General features: G+C 57.2%; 18 protein-coding genes. 9 read left to right on the top strand and 9 right to left on the bottom strand.

The genetic code is table 11. The annotated features are described in order from the left end of the window. Positions 1-295: 295 nt before the first annotated feature. From QZ862_RS10850 to dnaN, 9 genes are all read right to left on the bottom strand, one after another. Positions 296-1,174 (bottom strand): SDR family NAD(P)-dependent oxidoreductase, encoded by an 879-nt coding sequence (locus tag QZ862_RS10850; protein ID WP_296099764.1) that lies wholly within the window; start codon positions 1,172-1,174, stop codon positions 296-298. Continuing rightward, on the bottom strand, positions 1,175-2,311 hold the full coding sequence (gene queG / locus QZ862_RS10845) for a tRNA epoxyqueuosine(34) reductase QueG (protein ID WP_296099762.1): 1,137 nt from the start codon (positions 2,309-2,311) through the stop codon (positions 1,175-1,177). 82 nt (positions 2,312-2,393) lie between these two features. Further along, a complete protein-coding gene (locus QZ862_RS10840; protein WP_296021539.1) occupies positions 2,394-3,086 on the bottom strand; it encodes a glutathione S-transferase family protein in 693 nt (230 codons plus the stop codon). 669 nt (positions 3,087-3,755) lie between these two features. Beyond that, on the bottom strand, positions 3,756-4,736 hold the full coding sequence (locus tag QZ862_RS10835; RefSeq protein ID WP_296099760.1) for a complex I NDUFA9 subunit family protein: 981 nt from the start codon (positions 4,734-4,736) through the stop codon (positions 3,756-3,758). 118 nt (positions 4,737-4,854) lie between these two features. Next, positions 4,855-5,142 (bottom strand): DUF1330 domain-containing protein, encoded by a 288-nt coding sequence (locus tag QZ862_RS10830; protein WP_296021534.1) that lies wholly within the window; start codon positions 5,140-5,142, stop codon positions 4,855-4,857. A gap of 31 nt (positions 5,143-5,173) precedes the next feature. Continuing rightward, the gene (gene pyrF / locus QZ862_RS10825) at positions 5,174-5,881 is read right to left on the bottom strand and encodes an orotidine-5'-phosphate decarboxylase (RefSeq protein WP_296021563.1); all 708 of its coding nucleotides are present in this window, start codon (positions 5,879-5,881) and stop codon (positions 5,174-5,176) included. Between the two features lie 5 nt (positions 5,882-5,886). Then, on the bottom strand, positions 5,887-6,468 hold the full coding sequence (locus QZ862_RS10820; RefSeq protein WP_296099759.1) for a histidine phosphatase family protein: 582 nt from the start codon (positions 6,466-6,468) through the stop codon (positions 5,887-5,889). A gap of 15 nt (positions 6,469-6,483) precedes the next feature. Further along, the gene (gene pmtA / locus QZ862_RS10815) at positions 6,484-7,077 is read right to left on the bottom strand and encodes a phospholipid N-methyltransferase PmtA (protein WP_296099757.1); all 594 of its coding nucleotides are present in this window, start codon (positions 7,075-7,077) and stop codon (positions 6,484-6,486) included. 171 nt (positions 7,078-7,248) lie between these two features. Then, entirely contained in the window at positions 7,249-8,367 is a 1,119-nt protein-coding gene (gene dnaN / locus QZ862_RS10810; protein ID WP_296099755.1) for a DNA polymerase III subunit beta, read from the bottom strand. A 292-nt stretch (positions 8,368-8,659) separates the two neighbouring features. Here dnaN and rsmI point away from each other — a divergent pair, with 292 nt between their 5' ends. The 9 genes from rsmI (at position 8,660) to QZ862_RS10765 (ending at position 16,308) form a co-directional block, all read left to right on the top strand. Beyond that, positions 8,660-9,556: a 16S rRNA (cytidine(1402)-2'-O)-methyltransferase gene (gene rsmI / locus QZ862_RS10805; protein ID WP_296021561.1), complete on the top strand. Its 897-nt coding sequence runs from the start codon at positions 8,660-8,662 to the stop codon at positions 9,554-9,556. Continuing rightward, complete coding sequence (locus tag QZ862_RS10800) at positions 9,546-9,914, top strand: YraN family protein (RefSeq protein WP_296021526.1); 369 nt, start codon at positions 9,546-9,548, stop codon at positions 9,912-9,914. The genes rsmI and QZ862_RS10800 overlap by 11 nt, the downstream gene beginning before the upstream one ends. Before the next feature lie 11 nt (positions 9,915-9,925). Beyond that, the gene (locus QZ862_RS10795) at positions 9,926-10,480 is read left to right on the top strand and encodes a sugar O-acetyltransferase (RefSeq protein WP_296099753.1); all 555 of its coding nucleotides are present in this window, start codon (positions 9,926-9,928) and stop codon (positions 10,478-10,480) included. 142 nt (positions 10,481-10,622) lie between these two features. Continuing rightward, positions 10,623-11,921 (top strand): extracellular solute-binding protein, encoded by a 1,299-nt coding sequence (locus tag QZ862_RS10790; protein WP_296021522.1) that lies wholly within the window; start codon positions 10,623-10,625, stop codon positions 11,919-11,921. A gap of 357 nt (positions 11,922-12,278) precedes the next feature. Continuing rightward, a complete protein-coding gene (locus QZ862_RS10785) occupies positions 12,279-13,130 on the top strand; it encodes an ABC transporter permease subunit (protein ID WP_296099893.1) in 852 nt (283 codons plus the stop codon). An 11-nt stretch (positions 13,131-13,141) separates the two neighbouring features. Further along, positions 13,142-13,984: a sn-glycerol-3-phosphate ABC transporter permease UgpE gene (ugpE, locus tag QZ862_RS10780; RefSeq protein ID WP_296021520.1), complete on the top strand. Its 843-nt coding sequence runs from the start codon at positions 13,142-13,144 to the stop codon at positions 13,982-13,984. Between the two features lie 12 nt (positions 13,985-13,996). Further along, positions 13,997-15,100 carry a sn-glycerol-3-phosphate import ATP-binding protein UgpC gene (locus QZ862_RS10775; protein ID WP_296099751.1) on the top strand — a complete coding sequence of 368 codons (1,104 nt, stop codon included), beginning with the start codon at positions 13,997-13,999 and terminating at the stop codon, positions 15,098-15,100. 87 nt (positions 15,101-15,187) lie between these two features. Beyond that, positions 15,188-15,769: an XRE family transcriptional regulator gene (locus QZ862_RS10770; RefSeq protein ID WP_296099749.1), complete on the top strand. Its 582-nt coding sequence runs from the start codon at positions 15,188-15,190 to the stop codon at positions 15,767-15,769. An 11-nt stretch (positions 15,770-15,780) separates the two neighbouring features. Further along, positions 15,781-16,308 (top strand): GNAT family N-acetyltransferase, encoded by a 528-nt coding sequence (locus QZ862_RS10765; protein WP_296099892.1) that lies wholly within the window; start codon positions 15,781-15,783, stop codon positions 16,306-16,308. The last annotated feature ends 8 nt before the right edge of the window (positions 16,309-16,316 follow it).

Raw genomic sequence — 16,316 nt, 5'->3', positions numbered from 1 at the left:
CCAATCACGAAGTGTTACAGACTGTAACATTTGTGATCATTGGGCTGTTTGACGGTTTTAGATAGCCGTCTATGATTCCGGAAAAATTTCTTTAGAATCAACTCGCAAGCAGAACGCCTTTGCGAAAACGGGTATTTACTGCACAGTTCACAAAAGACATGTGAAATAATTTTCTAAAAGCTGAAAAATTCTCCTAAATTTGCAGATTAATAAAAGGTTAAATATGAATTCGGCGATGATAAACTTCCCCGAAAGGGCTTCAGGATGAATTTTTCACCTTATCAAAGATGAACGTTTATTCATCTTTCCAGCTGCCGCTTTCCCACAATTGGCGAAGCGCCAGACGGTAATCGGGGTAGTGAAACGCGTAACCCATGTCGCGAAGTTTCCTGTTCGATACCCGCTTGTTCTCACCGTAGAAAGAGCGCGCCATGGCGCTCAGTTCAGCAGTTTCGAAGGCTTGCTCGGGCGGCGGGGCAATCCCCATCATCTTGGCGGCAAAGGTTACGACATCCTGCGGCGGAGCCGGTTCGTCGTCCGTCACGTTAAAGATGCCACCCACATTTTGCGAAATGAGGAATGCCGTCGCTGCGCCGATATCCTCGACACGGATGCGATTGAAGACCTGTCCAGGCTTGATCAGACGTCGGGCAGTGCCTTTCTCCAGATTGATAAAGCCGTTGCGACCTGGGCCGTAGATGCCAGACAGGCGAAGAATGCTGAGAGGCGCGTCTGCACCATCGCTTGCCATTTGCCACGCCTGCTCTGCCTGCACGCGCTCCAGCGACCGTGCCGACACCGGCTTGCACGGCGTTTCCTCATCGACCCAGGCGCCATCGTGGTTGCCGTAAACCCCAACGGTTGAAAGATAGGCCACCCATTGGAGTTGCGGCATGAGGGATTTCAGGTCACCGGAACAGATCCGCAGGAGCGGATCACCCGTCTTGCCAGGAGCAATGGATTGGATAAGGTGGGTAACTGTCGCGAGTTCCCTGCGCAAAGTCTCGCTCAGTGTGTCGCCGTCGAAAATGAATGGCGAGATGCCAAGGGACAGAAGCTTCTGGGCGTGCTCTGCGCTACGGGTGGTGCCGCAAATACGGCCAATGGTATCCTGAAGACTTTTCGCGATGGCTTTGCCGGAATATCCGGCTCCGAAAATCATCAGCTGCGACATCTATGCTCCTGCCATGCGCCATTCATCTCGCACGTCCGAATCGTCTTCGGTTGCGCGCGCCGCAGCGTAAGCGTGGAAACTTTGCGTGTCCATCAACTGCGAGAGCGCCCATACTGCCATACCTCGTACCTCGGGCGACGCGTCTGCGCTCAGCCTCTGGCATTGCTCGATGAAGCGTCGATCTTTTGAATTTCCAGCGGCGATCAGAACGTTGCGGATGAAGCGGTTGCGACCGATACGCTTGACCGGCGATCCGCTGAAAAAGGTCCGAAACGCGGCGTCGTCCAATTCCAGGAGAAAGCCAATCGACGGTTCTTTCAGATCGTCCCGGGCCTGCACCTTCATTTCGGAGGCACTGGCGGCAAATTTATTCCAGGGACAGGCGGCCAGACAGTCGTCGCAGCCGTAGATGCGATTTCCGATCATCGGCCTGAATTCGTGAGCGATCGGCCCCTTATGTTCGATGGTCAGATAGGAGATACAGCGCCGCGCATCCAGTTTGTAGGGCGCCGGAAAGGCGTTTGTCGGGCAGGAGTCGAGACAGGCACGGCAGGAGCCGCAGTGATCCTTTTCAGGATCATCCAGACAGAGCCGCGCCGTGGTGAACATGCTGCCGAGAAACAACCAGGAGCCGAATGCGCGGCTGACGAGATTGGTGTGCTTACCCTGCCAGCCAAGCCCGGCCGCAGCCGCCAACGGCTTTTCCATCACCGGTGCGGTATCGACGAACACCTTAACATTCTCGTCAGCGCGAGCCGCAAAGCGCGTGGCGATCTCCTTTAACCGGCCTTTGATCACATCGTGATAATCGCGATTGCGGGCGTAGACGGAGATTGCGGCCTTGTCCGGCTTTTCGAGGATGCCGCGCGGGTCTTCATTCGGTCCATAATTCAAACCGAACATGACAACGGAGCGGACATCGCCCCAAAGCGTCCTGGGAGAAGCACGGCGCTCTTCCGTCTCGGCCATCCAGCCCATCGTGCCGTGGAAACCGCTTTCCAGGAATTCGCGCAGCCGTTCAGGGGCGAGCGGAATGGCATCTGGCGAGGTTATCCGACAGAGATCGAAGCCGAGCGCCGTCGCTTCCGCGCGAACGAAATCCGTCAGCTTGCGGGCGCGCAGTTCCTGCTTCTGCAAGACCGTGTCGATTGCTTCTCTCCTGCGAAAGATGCCGGCGCAGCGCCAGCGTCCACGTCATATATAATGTGTGGTGGCAGGATTAGAAATCGAGATCGGCATAATGGGAAGAGGGTGCAAGACGCGGTACCCGCTCTGCCAGCAGAGGACGGAAGGATGGGCGCGACTTGACCCGCTGGTACCATTCCTTGGCTATCGGCGCTTCGAGCCAGTTGATCTCGCCGAGATAATCGAGAATGGAAACCGATGCGGCGGCGGCGAGATCGCTATAGCTCAGCCGATCACCGGCGATCCATGTGCGAGAACCGGCAAGCCACTCAAGATATTTCATATGCTGGCGAATGTTCGAGCGCGCAGTACGCAGCAGTTTCGAGTCTGGCGGCCCGCCACCTTGGGCCGCCGTCATCTGCAGTTTATAAACGCGCTCCCGCACCAGAGGCTTCGTCACGTCGTTTTCCATCTTCTGTAGAAACCATTCCGTCAGCCGTCGAATTTCGGCGCGCTGAAAAGGCTCTTCCGCAAGCAGTCGTCTATCGCGCTTGAGCACTCCGTGGGCTTCATCCAGGAACTCCGCCAGCACGTAAGGTCCACAGAGCGAGCGCATATTGTCGTCTAGGTAAACTGGTAAAGTGCCAGCCGGGTTGAGCGCCAGAAACTCCCTCCTCTTCTCCCAAGGTTGTTCCTCGACAAGATCGATCTGAAAGCCATATTCTGCGAGGATCAGCCGGACGAAGCGTGATGCCGTCGACATGGAAGAGTGATAAAGAGTTGGCATTTGCGCTCAGGGTTTGTGTTTCTTGTGGTTGCTTGTTTGTGGCCGAAAAAAGCTCAAAGTGCGGCCCCTGCTTGAAATAATAGTCGCAGCCATTTTAACGGAACTTTAATGCTGCATTGCAGGGATAACTTTCGAGCGTTTTTGAGCGACTGCAATAAAAAAGCGCCCTGGATTCGCCTCCGGGCGCTTGGTCATTTTTGTCGTATGGCCTTGGGGCCATCAAATATCACTGGGCCGAGATGGAGCTCGTTGCGCATGGGTCAACCCCATAGGCCGGCGAGCAACCGGTCTTGCCTGCGGCCACCGTGCCCGGCGCCATGAATGAACCTGCCAGAACAACCAATGCCGCACACGCAAAAAAGAGTGCGATAGACCTGCCCATTTCTCATTGCCTTTCAAAATTAAAATACGAGCGGTCGTGCCGCCGTTTGGTTGTTCGATGGAGGATGTGTCGTGAGTGTGGCGTGTACCAATAACTCAGCTTGCTGAACACCGGGTTAATGTGAAGAGTTTTTCACCGTTGCCCTTGTGCCACGCTTGCGGCGTTCCCCACGCGTTGTCGCGACATTCCCCCAAACCATCAAACGCGGCTGCGGTTGTCACGCCGCCGCGCCATCGGGATCATAACGGTCAGGGTAATCTTTGGTTGCAGTACGCCGAAAAAAGACCTCAGGCAGCCTTCCCGGCATTGCTGAATTGGCCGTGAGGGCGGTAGCTGACCAGATAGGTAGAGAGCACCGAGGTGATGCGAACAGGCGTGATGCCCATTCCTTCCAGAGTGAGCCCGGCTTTTTCCGCCTCAGCGGACACGACATTGTCGTTCTTCAACAGAGCAATCTGATCGGAGGTGAAGGGAGGCTTAATGAGCGGAATGAGGGAGGCCACCGAGCCCATCATGGATGCAATGCCAAAGGGCAGGTTGATCATCGGGCGTTCGCGGTAGGTTGCTTGCAGCACTGCCTCAAGACATTGACGGAAGGTCAATACGTCCTGGCCGCCAAGCTCGTAAGTAGCGCCGGGCTTCAATTGACCATCGACGCTGCGGGCCACGGCTTCGGCCACGTCCTCGACATAGACCGGCTGAAACCTGGTCTTGCCGCCACCGATCAGGGGCAGGAAGGGCAGAGTGCGCGCCATACCGGCGAACTTGTTGAAAAAGTCGTCTTCGGGACCGAAGACGATGGATGGGCGCAGAACGATGGCTTCCGGAAGAACAGAGCGGATTGCGGCTTCCGCGCGGCCTTTGGTGCGGGCGTAGCCAATAGAGGACTCCGCGTCGGCGCCGATCGCCGAGATATGAGTGAGCGTCGCACCTGCGGCCTTTGCCGCTTCTGCAACGGCGCGCGCACCGAATTCCTGAACGGCATCAAACGTATTGCGACCGCTTTCGAACAACAGACCAACGCAATTGACGACGTGATCGGCATCTTCGACGGCGCGAACGATGGAGTCCTTGTAGCGCAGGTTCGCCTGGGCAAAGGAAATCTGACCGACATTACCAAGCGGCTGCAAAAACCCTGCAAGATCCGGACGGCGAACGGCAACGCGGATCCGATAACCCCGCTTTGCCAGCGTGCGAACCACATGCCGCCCGACAAAGCCCGAGCCGCCAAAAACGGTGACGAGTGGAGGAAGGTTGGCCAAGGGCATGGGACGGCTCCTGCGAAGCGTTAATGGATATATTCTGGTGTCTTAGCCGAAAGCCGGGCGTACGGGAAGAGAGAACAGCGTCGAGCAGAAAGGGACCTGCGTGCGATCGTGGAATACGTCAAATTCCCTCGACGACGACCATTTCCGCATCCGCCACTTGCTGGCGAATTTTGGCTGCGGCTTGGTATTCCTCGGAGTTGTAGCAATCAACCGCGTGCTGCATGGACGGAAATTCTATCACCACATTGCGGGCGCGAGCCTGTCCTTCAAGTTCCGTGAATGCGCCGCCGCGAGCAATGAACTTTGCACCGTAACGTTCGAAGGCGGGCTTGGCTGTCGAAACATAATCCTTATAGCGTTCGGCGTCGCGAACATCCACACGGGCGATCCAGTAGGCTTTGGTCATGACTCAATCCTTCAAACGCTGCTGGTTGGCTTTATCGATTGGCCGGAAAGCTGGCGCGCAGCATTTCGTCCAGAATGGCCCGTGCGGCAGCCTTCGGATCGGCCGCCTTGACGATAGGACGTCCAACGACCAAGTGGCTCGATCCGCCCTGGATGGCGTCGGACGGCGTGACGACACGCTTCTGGTCTCCGGCGTCTGCACCGCTTGGGCGAATGCCTGGCGTTACGACCGCCATGTCAGGCCCAAGGATGTCGCGAACGGCTGACGATTCCTCGGCGGAGCAGACGATGCCGCCCATGCCGGCTTCTCTTGCCTGTTCGGCACGTTTGAGAACGAGCGACCGGGCGTCACCCTGATAACCTGCCTCCGTCAGATCGGCATCATCCATGGATGTCAGAACCGTAACGCCGAGAAGCGTGAGATCCGAGCCCTTGGCGGCAGCGACAGCCGCGCGCATGGCCTTCGGATAGGCGTGCAGGGTCAACATGGACATGCCCATCTTGGCAATGTTTTCGACGCCGGAGGCGACCGTGTTGTCGATATCCAGGAGCTTCATGTCGAGGAAGATTTTCTTGCCGCTTTGGGCAAGTTCGCGGGCAAAATCCAGTCCACCGGCAAAGACCAACTGATAGCCAATCTTGTAGAAAATGACGTCGTCGCCGATGGCGGTGACGATCGATTCAGCCTCCTTGACGGTTGGAACATCCAGGCCAACGATCAGGCGCTCGTTCGTGGTCATCATCTTTACCCCTGCCAGTTTTCAATGGGCGTCCAGTCGCATGTCACTTTCCGGTCCGCAAGATCGAATCTGAAAAGATTGCCGCCGCCGGGCGGCTGGTCGCCGTTGCGTCGGATGACGTCATGGCTAAGGTGACTTTTCAGCAGTGTTCCGACCGCGCCATGGCCGACAAAGGCGATGGGCTGGCTGGGGTCGTGATCGGCCAGCACCGTCTCGACAGCTTTTACGATGCGGGCCTGCGCGTCAGCCGCGGTTTCCCAGCCTTTGTAGCTAGCATGCGGATGGGCGAAGAACCAATCGGCGGCCTTCTCGAAGAGGTCGGGCGGAAGAAAACCGGTCGCGCTGCGATCGTTTTCGTAGATCGCCTCAACGTGTTCAACGTCAAGACCGCTGGTGCGGCCAAGATATTGTGCAGTCTCGATCGCTTTGGTTTCGGTGCTGCTGACAATTCGGCGCAAGTCTCGGACCCAAGGCTGCGAGAAAGCTCTTCGGGCTCGCTCTGCTCCTATGTCCGATAGTCCCCATTCCGGAACGGGAACTTTCGGATCGATGCGGACCTGCGGGTGGGTGATGTAAAGTGCGTACATGGCACCGACGTTAGACTAGGTGCGGGTATAGGTCCACAATTGCGCTGGCGGAATGTTGCGCACGACAAAGTCAAAATGGCGGATATGGTAGAGGTGAGGCTGCGCGACAATCGGTGAAACCGGGCCGTAGGAAATCTGCACGACGGGGCGACCGGATGGAATGCGGTTCAGCAGTTCGTCCAGAAGCTTGATTCTGGCAGCCATCGGAAAGTTCAGCATGGGAACGGCGGAAATCACGCAGTCGAACATCTGGTCCTTCTCGTCGCCAAGCGTCTTGTCCAGGTCAAAGGCGTCGCCATTGATGAAATTCACGCCGGGATAGCTGCGCAAAAGCTGCTGATAAAAATCCGTTGAATACTCGATCGCCGTCACCTGATCGGGCCTGAGACCACGACCGAGGATGGCTTTAGTGATGACACCGGTTCCGGGTCCAAGTTCAAGAACGGGTAGACCTGAGTGAGGGTTGACGACACTTGCCATCCTCCGTGCGGTGATGCCGGAGGTCGGGACGATCGCGCCGACTTTTTTCGGCTGATTGACCATCCCCTTGAAGAAGCGGATTTCTTCCTCGAATTTCCGGCCGAAGCGTTCTTTCAGGCTCAGTCCCATGTCTTGTCCCCTTATTTGTCGTCAAAACACCATTTGTTGAAACTATGGCGACATCTTGTCTCGCATGACGCAGATCAAAATGGAAATGTCGCTTATGGAAAAATTGTTCATATCGATAGAGCCAAAAAAAGCCGGAGGAAAATTCCGCCGGCTTCATTCAGGATTGTCGTCTTAGACGCGCATCGGCATCAGGACATAGAGCGCGTCGTCTCCCGCAGTGTCTCGCACCAGCGTGGGAGAGCCAGCGTCAGCCAGCAGGAAAATTGCATCTTCGCCGGATAATTGCGCTGTGATGTCAAGGAGATACTTGGCGTTGAAGCCAATTTCCATCGGATCGTTTTCGTAGCCAACGGCCACTTCTTCCGTAGCACTTCCCGAATCCGGGTTGTTGACGGTCAGCGTAAGTTGTCCATCGGTCAAGGCGAGCTTGACCGCACGTCCACGTTCCGACGAAATGGTCGAGACGCGGTCTACAGCCTTGGCAAAACTGCTGCAATCGACGCGCATTTCCTTGTCGTTTCCGGTCGGGATCACGCGCTGGTAGTCCGGGAAGGTACCGTCGATGAGCTTCGAGGTCATGACGATATCGCCGATGGTCAGGCGGATCTTGGCGTCGGACACTTCGACTGCGACTTCAAGCTCAGGATTGTCGACGAGCTTTTGCAACTCGCCCACAGTCTTGCGCGGAATGATGATGCCCGGCATGCCTTCAGAACCCGAAGGCGCATCCACGTCTGCACGCGCCAGGCGGTGGCCGTCGGTCGCGACTGCGCGCAGCTTCAGATCGCCGCCGCTTTCGATCGTGTGGAAGAAGATGCCGTTGAGGTAGTAGCGTGTTTCTTCGGTCGAAATGGCAAACTGCGTGCGATCGATCAGCATCTTGAGATCGGTCGCCTTCAGCTTGAAGCTATGTGTGAACGTGCCAGCGGTCAGGTCTGGGAAATCCGCCTCCGGCAGGCACTGAAGCGAGAACTTCGAGCGTCCTGACGCCACCGTCATCGAAGAGCCATCGGGGTTGGTAGCCAAAAGCACCTCCGAACCATCCGGAAGTTTGCGGACGATTTCATAAAGCAGATGTGCCGGGACCGTTGTGGCGCCAGCCTGCTCCACCATGGCGGGCGTTGCTTCCGTGACTTCGAGGTCAAGGTCGGTCGCCTTCATGTCCAGATTGGCGCCGGATGCGCGCAGCAGAACGTTTGACAGGATCGGGATGGTGTTGCGCCGTTCAACCACACGATGCACGTGGTTCAGCGACTTCAAAAGGTTGGACCGCTCGAGAGTAATACGCATGGACGCTACCGCTTTCAACCGTTGCGATCCGGCGGCGCCGGATCGGCAAGATAGTCTTTCCCGGCCTGATGCCGGACAATGGGACAGGCAAAATGGCAGAGTTATCGTGCAAAATGCAAGAGGCGAGGATGCGCGCGCAGTTCCAATTCAGCGCTATCGCTCGTGATCCACAGATAAGAGTGACATCTTGAGCTTGTTCCGCCGCCGCCTATTGCCCATAAGTGCTTAAAGAGAATACCGGAATGGATTGGAACTGGCCGTGGCAGACGAAACGATAGATGACCAGACGGACATGCCTTCGGGCAAGAGCTTCCGTATCGCCGGCGTTTCGGTTCCGGCGCGGCCATTGGAGAATGCTCTCTATCTTGTTGCCACGCCTATTGGCAATCTGGGTGACATTACTCTGCGTGCGCTGGAAACCCTGAGTGCGGCCGACGTTCTCGCCTGCGAAGACACGCGCGTCACCCGCATTCTTCTGGAACGGTATGGAATCCGCAATCGGCCCTATGCCTATCATGAGCATAATGCGCAAGAGGCGGGGCCAAAGCTGATCGCGGCTCTGGAGGCCGGAAAGTCGGTGGCGCTGGTGTCGGATGCTGGAACGCCGCTCGTTTCAGATCCCGGATATCGGCTTGGACAGTTGGCGCTCGAAGCCGGTTATCGCGTCGTGCCGATCCCTGGCGCGTCTGCGCCGCTTGCTGCTCTCGTCGGATCGGGCATGCCGAGCGATTCCTTCTTGTTCGCTGGCTTCCTGCCGGTCAAGGATCGCGGCAAGCGCGACCGCTTGGCCGAGCTTTCAAAAATTCCGGCAACCTTGATCTTCTTCGAATCTCCGCACCGCATCGGCGCATCCGTTCGTGTCGCGGCGGAGGTGCTTGGTCGCGAGCGTCGCGCAGTCGTTTGTCGCGAACTGACCAAGACATTCGAGGAGTTTCGTCGCGGGACTTTGGGCGAGCTTGCGGAATATTATGACGAAGACCGCACCGTGAAGGGTGAGATCGTGCTCCTCGTTGAGCCGCCATCCTATGACGAGATACCCGATATTGAGGATGTCGAAAAACTGTTGAAGGATCTGGTGTCCACCATGCCGGCGGCCAGGGCTGCAGCCGAGGCGTCGAAGCTGACCGGCTTGCCGCGCAAGGAACTCTATCAGCGGCTCCTGGACATGAAGGACAGCAATGGCGGCTGATGCGCGGCATGTGAAACGACGCCGGGCCGAAAAGCGCGGTCATGCCGCCGAGTATTGGGCAGCACTCTATCTCATGCTGAAAGGCTATCGCATTCTGGCGCTTCGATATCGCACCCCGCTCGGCGAGATCGATCTGATCGCCCGGCGAAAGGATGTGATCGCCTTCATCGAGGTGAAGGCCCGCAAGCTGGAAAAGGGTGCGGTGGATGCTGTCGGTGCGAGCTCGCAGAGGCGGATTCGGGCCGCCGCGGATCTTTGGCTGAGCCGACGCCGCGATTCCCATCGTCTTTCTCTTCGCTTCGATATTGTTGCTGTTCTTCCACGGCGGCTACCGGTTCATTTCATCGATGCCTTTTAGAGGATACGTCCATGTCGAGTGAACGCGAAAAGATGGCGGCTGGTGATTGGTACAGCTGTCTCGACAGTGCATTAGGGAACTTGCGCATGAAAGCCCGCGTCGCCGTTCATCAGCACAACACCCTGCCACCCGACGAGCGCGGGGCAATAGCGCCCATGCTGCTTGCGCTTTTGCAGTCGGCTAGCGGAAGTGCCTTCATCGAAGCGCCATTTCATTGCAGCTACGGTTTCAATATCAGCCTCGGGGAGAGGGTCTATCTCAACGCAGGCTGTACAATCCTAGATTCCGCTTCCGTCGACATCGGCACCGGCTCGATGCTCGGTCCCGGCGTCCACATCTACTGCGCGGATCACCACCGCGATGTCACTCTGCGCGGGCAGGGTATCGAGAGAGCAAGGCCGGTCACGATCGGCAAGGATGTCTGGATCGGCGGCGGCGCCATCATTCTGCCCGGTATAACCATTGGCGAGGGTGCGATTGTCGGGGCGGGCGCGGTCGTGACGAAGAGCGTGGTAGCCGGTGACATCGTTGCCGGCAACCCCGCTCGCCCGACAGGTCGGCAATGATCTACCTCAGGTGGCTGCTGGTTGCTGAAGCACAATCATCATCGGCTTTTCGTAACAAATCTGAAATGAAACTGTAAAATTCGCGTCATGGAAGGCCCCTATTCGCATCCTCACCCAGCAAGGGCGGTAGAGGATCGAAAAGATGATCAAGAAAATTTCAATGGCCGTTATGGCCTTCAGCGTTTCCGCAACGTCTTCCATGGCGGCAACCAACATCACCTTCTGGCATGGCATGGGTGGCCGTAATGGCGAAGTCATCAATGAGGTCGCGCAGAAGTTCAATGCCGCACAGAGCGCCTGCTCGTTGACGCCCGTTTCCAAAGGATCTTACGAAGAAGCGCTGGCCAGCGGTATCGCTGCCTTCCGCTCCGGCGAACAGCCGAACATTCTTCAGGTTTTCGATGCCGGTGCTGCAACCATCATCAACGCCAAGGGCGCTGTAGTCCCGGCGGAAGACATCATCACCAAGGCAGGCTACACGTTTGATCGCGAAGCCTTCATCCCTGGCGTTCGCTATTTCTATGCAGCAACCGACGGAAAGTTCGTCGGCATGCCGTTCAACTCTTCCGCTCCGATCATGTACATCAATACCGACGCCCTGAAGAAGGCCGGTGTCGAGGCGCCAAAGACCTGGGAAGAGTTCGAAGCGATTGCGCCAAAGCTCAAGGAAGCCGGCTTCATCCCGCTCGTCCAGTCGCAGCTGACCTGGGAGTTCACCGAAAACTTCTTCTCGCGCAACAACATCCAGTTCGCCACCAACAACAATGGCTATGACAGCGTCGTCGATACCAAGCTCAAGGTCACCGACCCGAACCTGATCATGATGTTCGAAAAGCTGAAGTCCTGGAAGGATCAGGGTTACTTCGCTTATTACGGTGCCGGCTGGAACGACAACCAGAAGCCGTTCGAAGAAAACAAGGTCGCTCTCTGGATCGGTTCGTCCGGTTCCTTTGGCGGTCTGCAGAAGACGGCGCAGATGCCTTTCTCGGCAACGTTCTTGCCCTACTGGGGCGCAATCAAGGGCGCTGGCACCAACTCCTTCATCGGCGGCGCAGCCCTGTTTGCCATGTCCGGTAAGCCTGAAGCTGAAAATAAGTGCGTGGCCGACTTCTTCCAGTTCCTGACTTCGCCTGAAATTCAGAAGTTCTACCATGAAGCAACCGGCTACGTGGCCATCACCAAGGCAGCTTATGAGCTGGCAAAGAAGGAAGGCTATTACGAGAAGCAGCCTGTTGCCGAAGTCGGCATCAAGCAGCTGTCGCTTCCAGGCGGCGAGTGGTCCAAGGGTTATCGCCTCGGCTTTTACCCGCAGATCCGCGCCATTATGGAACGTGAATATGGCCGTATCTTCTCCGGCGAAGTTTCCGTGAAGGACGCCTTCAACATCATTGAGAAGGAAGGCAACGACCTTCTGGCCCGTTTCGCCAAAACCGCTGGCTGATCACTCAAGCCATGCGCTGGATGGGCCTTTCCTCATCGCGAGGAGAGGCCCGTTCCAGTGTTTTAGAAAGCGTCAAAACCTCAGTTATTCGGGGACCTGACCCGAGCACCGACCGGCATACTCGTTATCGCGGGTGGGATGGAGGTGACAGAAACCCGAGACTACAGCGCTTTTTGCCAAATTCGCGGGCCGACCTGTTTGTTGAAGTCCGGCCATAACCAAAGAAGGTTTGCGAACGTGACCTACGCTCCCATCCAACCGAGCGCTACACAGGCGCTCCCCGGTCCTGTTGCAAAAGCAAAAAAGCCGGTCGTAGCGACCGAGACGGCCAAGCGCGTCCAATTTTCCTCGTCGCTACTGCCTTACCTCTTTTTGGCGCCGCAACTCCTGGTCATTTTCGTTTTCTTCTATTGGCCGTCCGTGCAGGCGGTGCAGTCCTCTTTTTACATCGAGGACCCGTTCGGTTTCGGATCGACATTCGTCGGGCTTTCGAACTACTCCGACGCGCTGTTCAGCGCGGAGTATCTGAACATCGCCAAATTCACCGGCATCTTTACCATCCTCGTCACTGTGTTTTCACTCGCCATTGGACTGTTGCTCGCGGTCAAGGCGGATACGGTGATCCGCGGGGCGTCGGCCTACAAGACGCTGCTGATTTCGGTATACGCCATCGCGCCTCCGGTCGCGGGCCTGATCGGCATGATGTTCTTCGATCAGCATATCGGCCCCTTCGTCAAAATTGCAGCCTTCTTCGGCTGGCACATGCAGGTGGGCGTCAACTATTTCGACACGGCCTTCGCTATGGTGTTCGTCTCCGTATGGAAGCAGATCCCATATAACTTCATCTTCTTTCTGTCTGGTCTCCAGAGTGTTCCAGTCTCCGTGCGCGAAGCGGCCTATCTTGATTGCCGCTCCGGCTTTCGCCGCTTCTGGACCGTGATCATGCCTCTTCTTGCGCCCACGGCCTTCTTCCTGCTGATCATCAACGTTACCTATGCCCTGTTCGACACCTTCGGCGTGATCGACGTGATGGTGAAGGACAAGGCGGCCAATAACCCGATCACTCTTGTCTACAAGGTGTTTCTCGATGGTTTCCGCGGCAACGATATCGGCGGCTCATCGGCGCAGTCCGTCATCCTGATGGTGGTCGTTTTCGTTCTGACCGTCCTGCAATTCCGCTTCCTCGAAAAACGCATTCATTACGGTTGAGGTGTTGACCCATGTATAAGACCAAGCCTCTCGACCATCTGGTGCTGATCCTCGGCTCGCTGTTTCTGGTTCTGCCGGTCATCGTTGCCTTCATGACATCCACCCATACCGCAGCCGAAATCCACATGAACGGATTGGCGCTAACGCCTGGCGATAATTTCGTCGGTACTTATGAAAAGGTGCTGACACAGAAAGGCGGCTTCACCGGCCAGGTGACCGGGTTCAACATGGTGATGAACTCGTTGATCCTCGGTATAGGCTTTGCAGTCGGCAAGATCGTTCTGTCGATGATGGCGGCCTATGCTATCGTCTACTTCCGCTTCCGCTTTGCAACGCTCGCCTTCTGGATCATCTTCACCACGCTGCTTTTGCCGCTCGAGGTCCGCATCATGCCGTCCTACGAGGTGATGAGCAAACTGGGGCTGCTCAACTCCTACACTGGCCTGATCGTGCCTCTTCTGGCCTCTGCCACCGGTACTTTCTACTTCCGCCAGTTCTTCAAGTCTGTGCCCGACGAGTTGCTGGAGGCTGCCCGCATCGATGGTGCCGGGCCGATCAAGTTCTTCATCGACGTGTTGATCCCTCTGTCGCGCACGATGGTGGCGGCCATCTTCATCATCATGTTCGTTTATGGCTGGAACCAGTATCTCTGGCCCATGCTGATGACCAATGATGAGAGGTTCTTCACGCTGATGCGTGGCATCAAGTCGATCCTGCAAGTCTGGGTCGGTTCGCAAATTCCCGATTACAACGAGGCTTTCGCGCTCGCAGTTCTCGCCATGCTGCCTCCGGTGATGATCGTCGTCATCTTCCAGAGCTGGTTCATCAAGGGCCTTACCGAAAGCGACAAATAAAGGATACCGACAATGGCCGAGATCGACATCCGTCAGATCTGCAAGGATTATTCAAACGGCATGCGCGCCGTCCACGATGTGGATATCGCAATCAAGGATGGGGAGTTCATTGTGCTGGTCGGCCCGTCCGGCTGTGGCAAATCCACACTTCTGCGCATGGTAGCGGGCTTGGAAGAAATCTCCGAGGGGACGGTTAGCATCGGAAGCCGTGTCGTCAACAATGTGGAGCCTGCCGATCGTGACATCGCCATGGTGTTCCAGAACTACGCGCTCTACCCGCATATGTCGGTGCGCGAAAATCTCGAATACGGTCTGAAGAACCGGAAGACGCCGAAGGCGGAGATCGATGCTCGCGTGGCGGAAGCAGCGCGGATGCTGCAACTGGAGCCTTATCTGGAGCGCAAACCGCGGGCTCTCTCCGGCGGGCAGCGTCAACGTGTTGCCATGGGTCGTGCCATTGTGCGCAAGCCTGCGGCCTTTCTCTTCGATGAACCGCTCTCGAACCTCGATGCCAAGCTGCGCGTCTCGATGCGCGGGGAAATCAAGCGGCTGCAACGCCGCCTTGGCACCACCTCCATCTATGTCACGCATGACCAGTTGGAAGCCATGACGCTGGCGGATCGTCTCGTGGTTCTGAATGCGGGACGCATCGAACAGATCGGTGCGCCGCTCGATGTCTATCACACGCCCGCCTCCACCTTTGTCGCAAGCTTCATCGGTTCTCCTGCGATGAACCTTCTGTCTGGCGAACTGCATGGTGATCGTCTGGCGATCGGTCCTGCTGTCTTGTCGTTGAATGGTGTTGCGCCGACCTCCGGCCCGGTGACGGTCGGAATTCGGGCGGAAGATCTGCACATCGCAAATGGTGATGAGCCAGCCTTGCCGTTCCGTCTCGATTATGTCGAGGAACTCGGCTCGCAGCGGCTGGTGCATGGCGTGGTTGGCGATCAGCCGCTCACGGTGGCGCTTTCCGCCGAACTGCAGCTTCCGGAAATCTTCGCGCTCACCATCAATCCCGGAAGGCTGCATTTCTTCGACAAGGAGACCGGCAAGCGGATCGATGTCAGGCTCAATGAGCAGAGTGCGCAGCCGCAAGTCGAACGGGCAAGCGTCTGATCAACAGTAAGGAAGCCGGAGTGCGCGATGCGCCCCGGCTTCATTTTTGTCCATTGACTCCATTATAAGATCGAATATTCTCTTATCATGGAAAATCAAAGTGACCCGCTTGAACCGGTAATCGCCGCAAGGCTCAGGCTTCTGCGAGAGCAAAGTGGACTGACGCTCGATGGACTTGCGACGGCGTCCGGCGTGAGCCGCGCCATGATATCCCGCATCGAAAGAGGCGAGGCGAGCCCTACGGCATCATTGCTTGCGCGCATCTGCGCCGCACTCGGCCTGTCTCTGTCGCAGTTTTTCGCCGAAGGCGAGGCGCCGCCATCACCGCTGGTAAAAAGAAGCGATCAGCCGACGTGGAAAGATCCGGAAACCGGTTATGTCCGCCGCGCCATCTCGCCGCCCCGTACTGGCTCGGATGTCGATATCGTCGAAGTTTCGTTACCCGCATCCGCGCGCGTCAGCTTCCCACCCCACCCGGCCAGCAAGGGCATGACCCAATATGTCTGGCTGTTCGAGGGCGCACTCCACATGACGCTTGGAGAGCAGACCTACCGGCTAGAGCCGGGTGACTGCCTCTTCATGCCCGTTGGGGAGGGCCACATTTTTCACAATCCGTCCGATAGTCCCGCTCGCTATGCCGTCGTGCTGGACCAGAGAAAGCGCATATGATGGAAGAGAATATTATAAACATCCGGCTTTTAGACCGCCAGGAGACACTCGATGCCCTGCCGGATCTTTGCGAAGTCCTGTCGGACTGCGTCAATGGCGGAGCCTCTATCGGCTTTATGCTGCCATTCGGGCCGGACGACGCGTGCAGCTTCTGGCAGGATGTTGCAGAAGCGGTGGGCCGTGGCACGACACTCCATGCGGTGGCAGAACGCGGTGGGAAAGTGGTTGGCACGGTTCAGGTGGGTCTTGCCACCAAGCCCAACCAGCCTCACCGGGGTGACGTGATGAAGCTGCTGATCCATCGAACAGCCCGTGGTCTTGGTCTGTCACGCCAATTGATGGCGCATGTGGAAGCGGAGGCGGCAGGCCTTGGTCGGACGCTTCTCGTGCTGGATACGGCAACAGGCAGCGAGGCCGAAGCCATCTATCCGCGCTTCGGCTGGCAACGCGCCGGCGGCATCCCAGATTTCGCACTCTTCCCCGATGGACGTTACTGCGACACGACCTTCTTCTACAAACGCATAGGTCCGACCGAATGACCGGACCT

The organism is uncultured Agrobacterium sp., assembly GCA_913777615.1.
In the GTDB taxonomy this organism is placed as follows: domain Bacteria; phylum Pseudomonadota; class Alphaproteobacteria; order Rhizobiales; family Rhizobiaceae; genus Agrobacterium.
The sequence above is the reverse complement of the archived record's forward strand: the minus strand, read 5'-3'. Positions and strand labels throughout refer to the sequence as shown.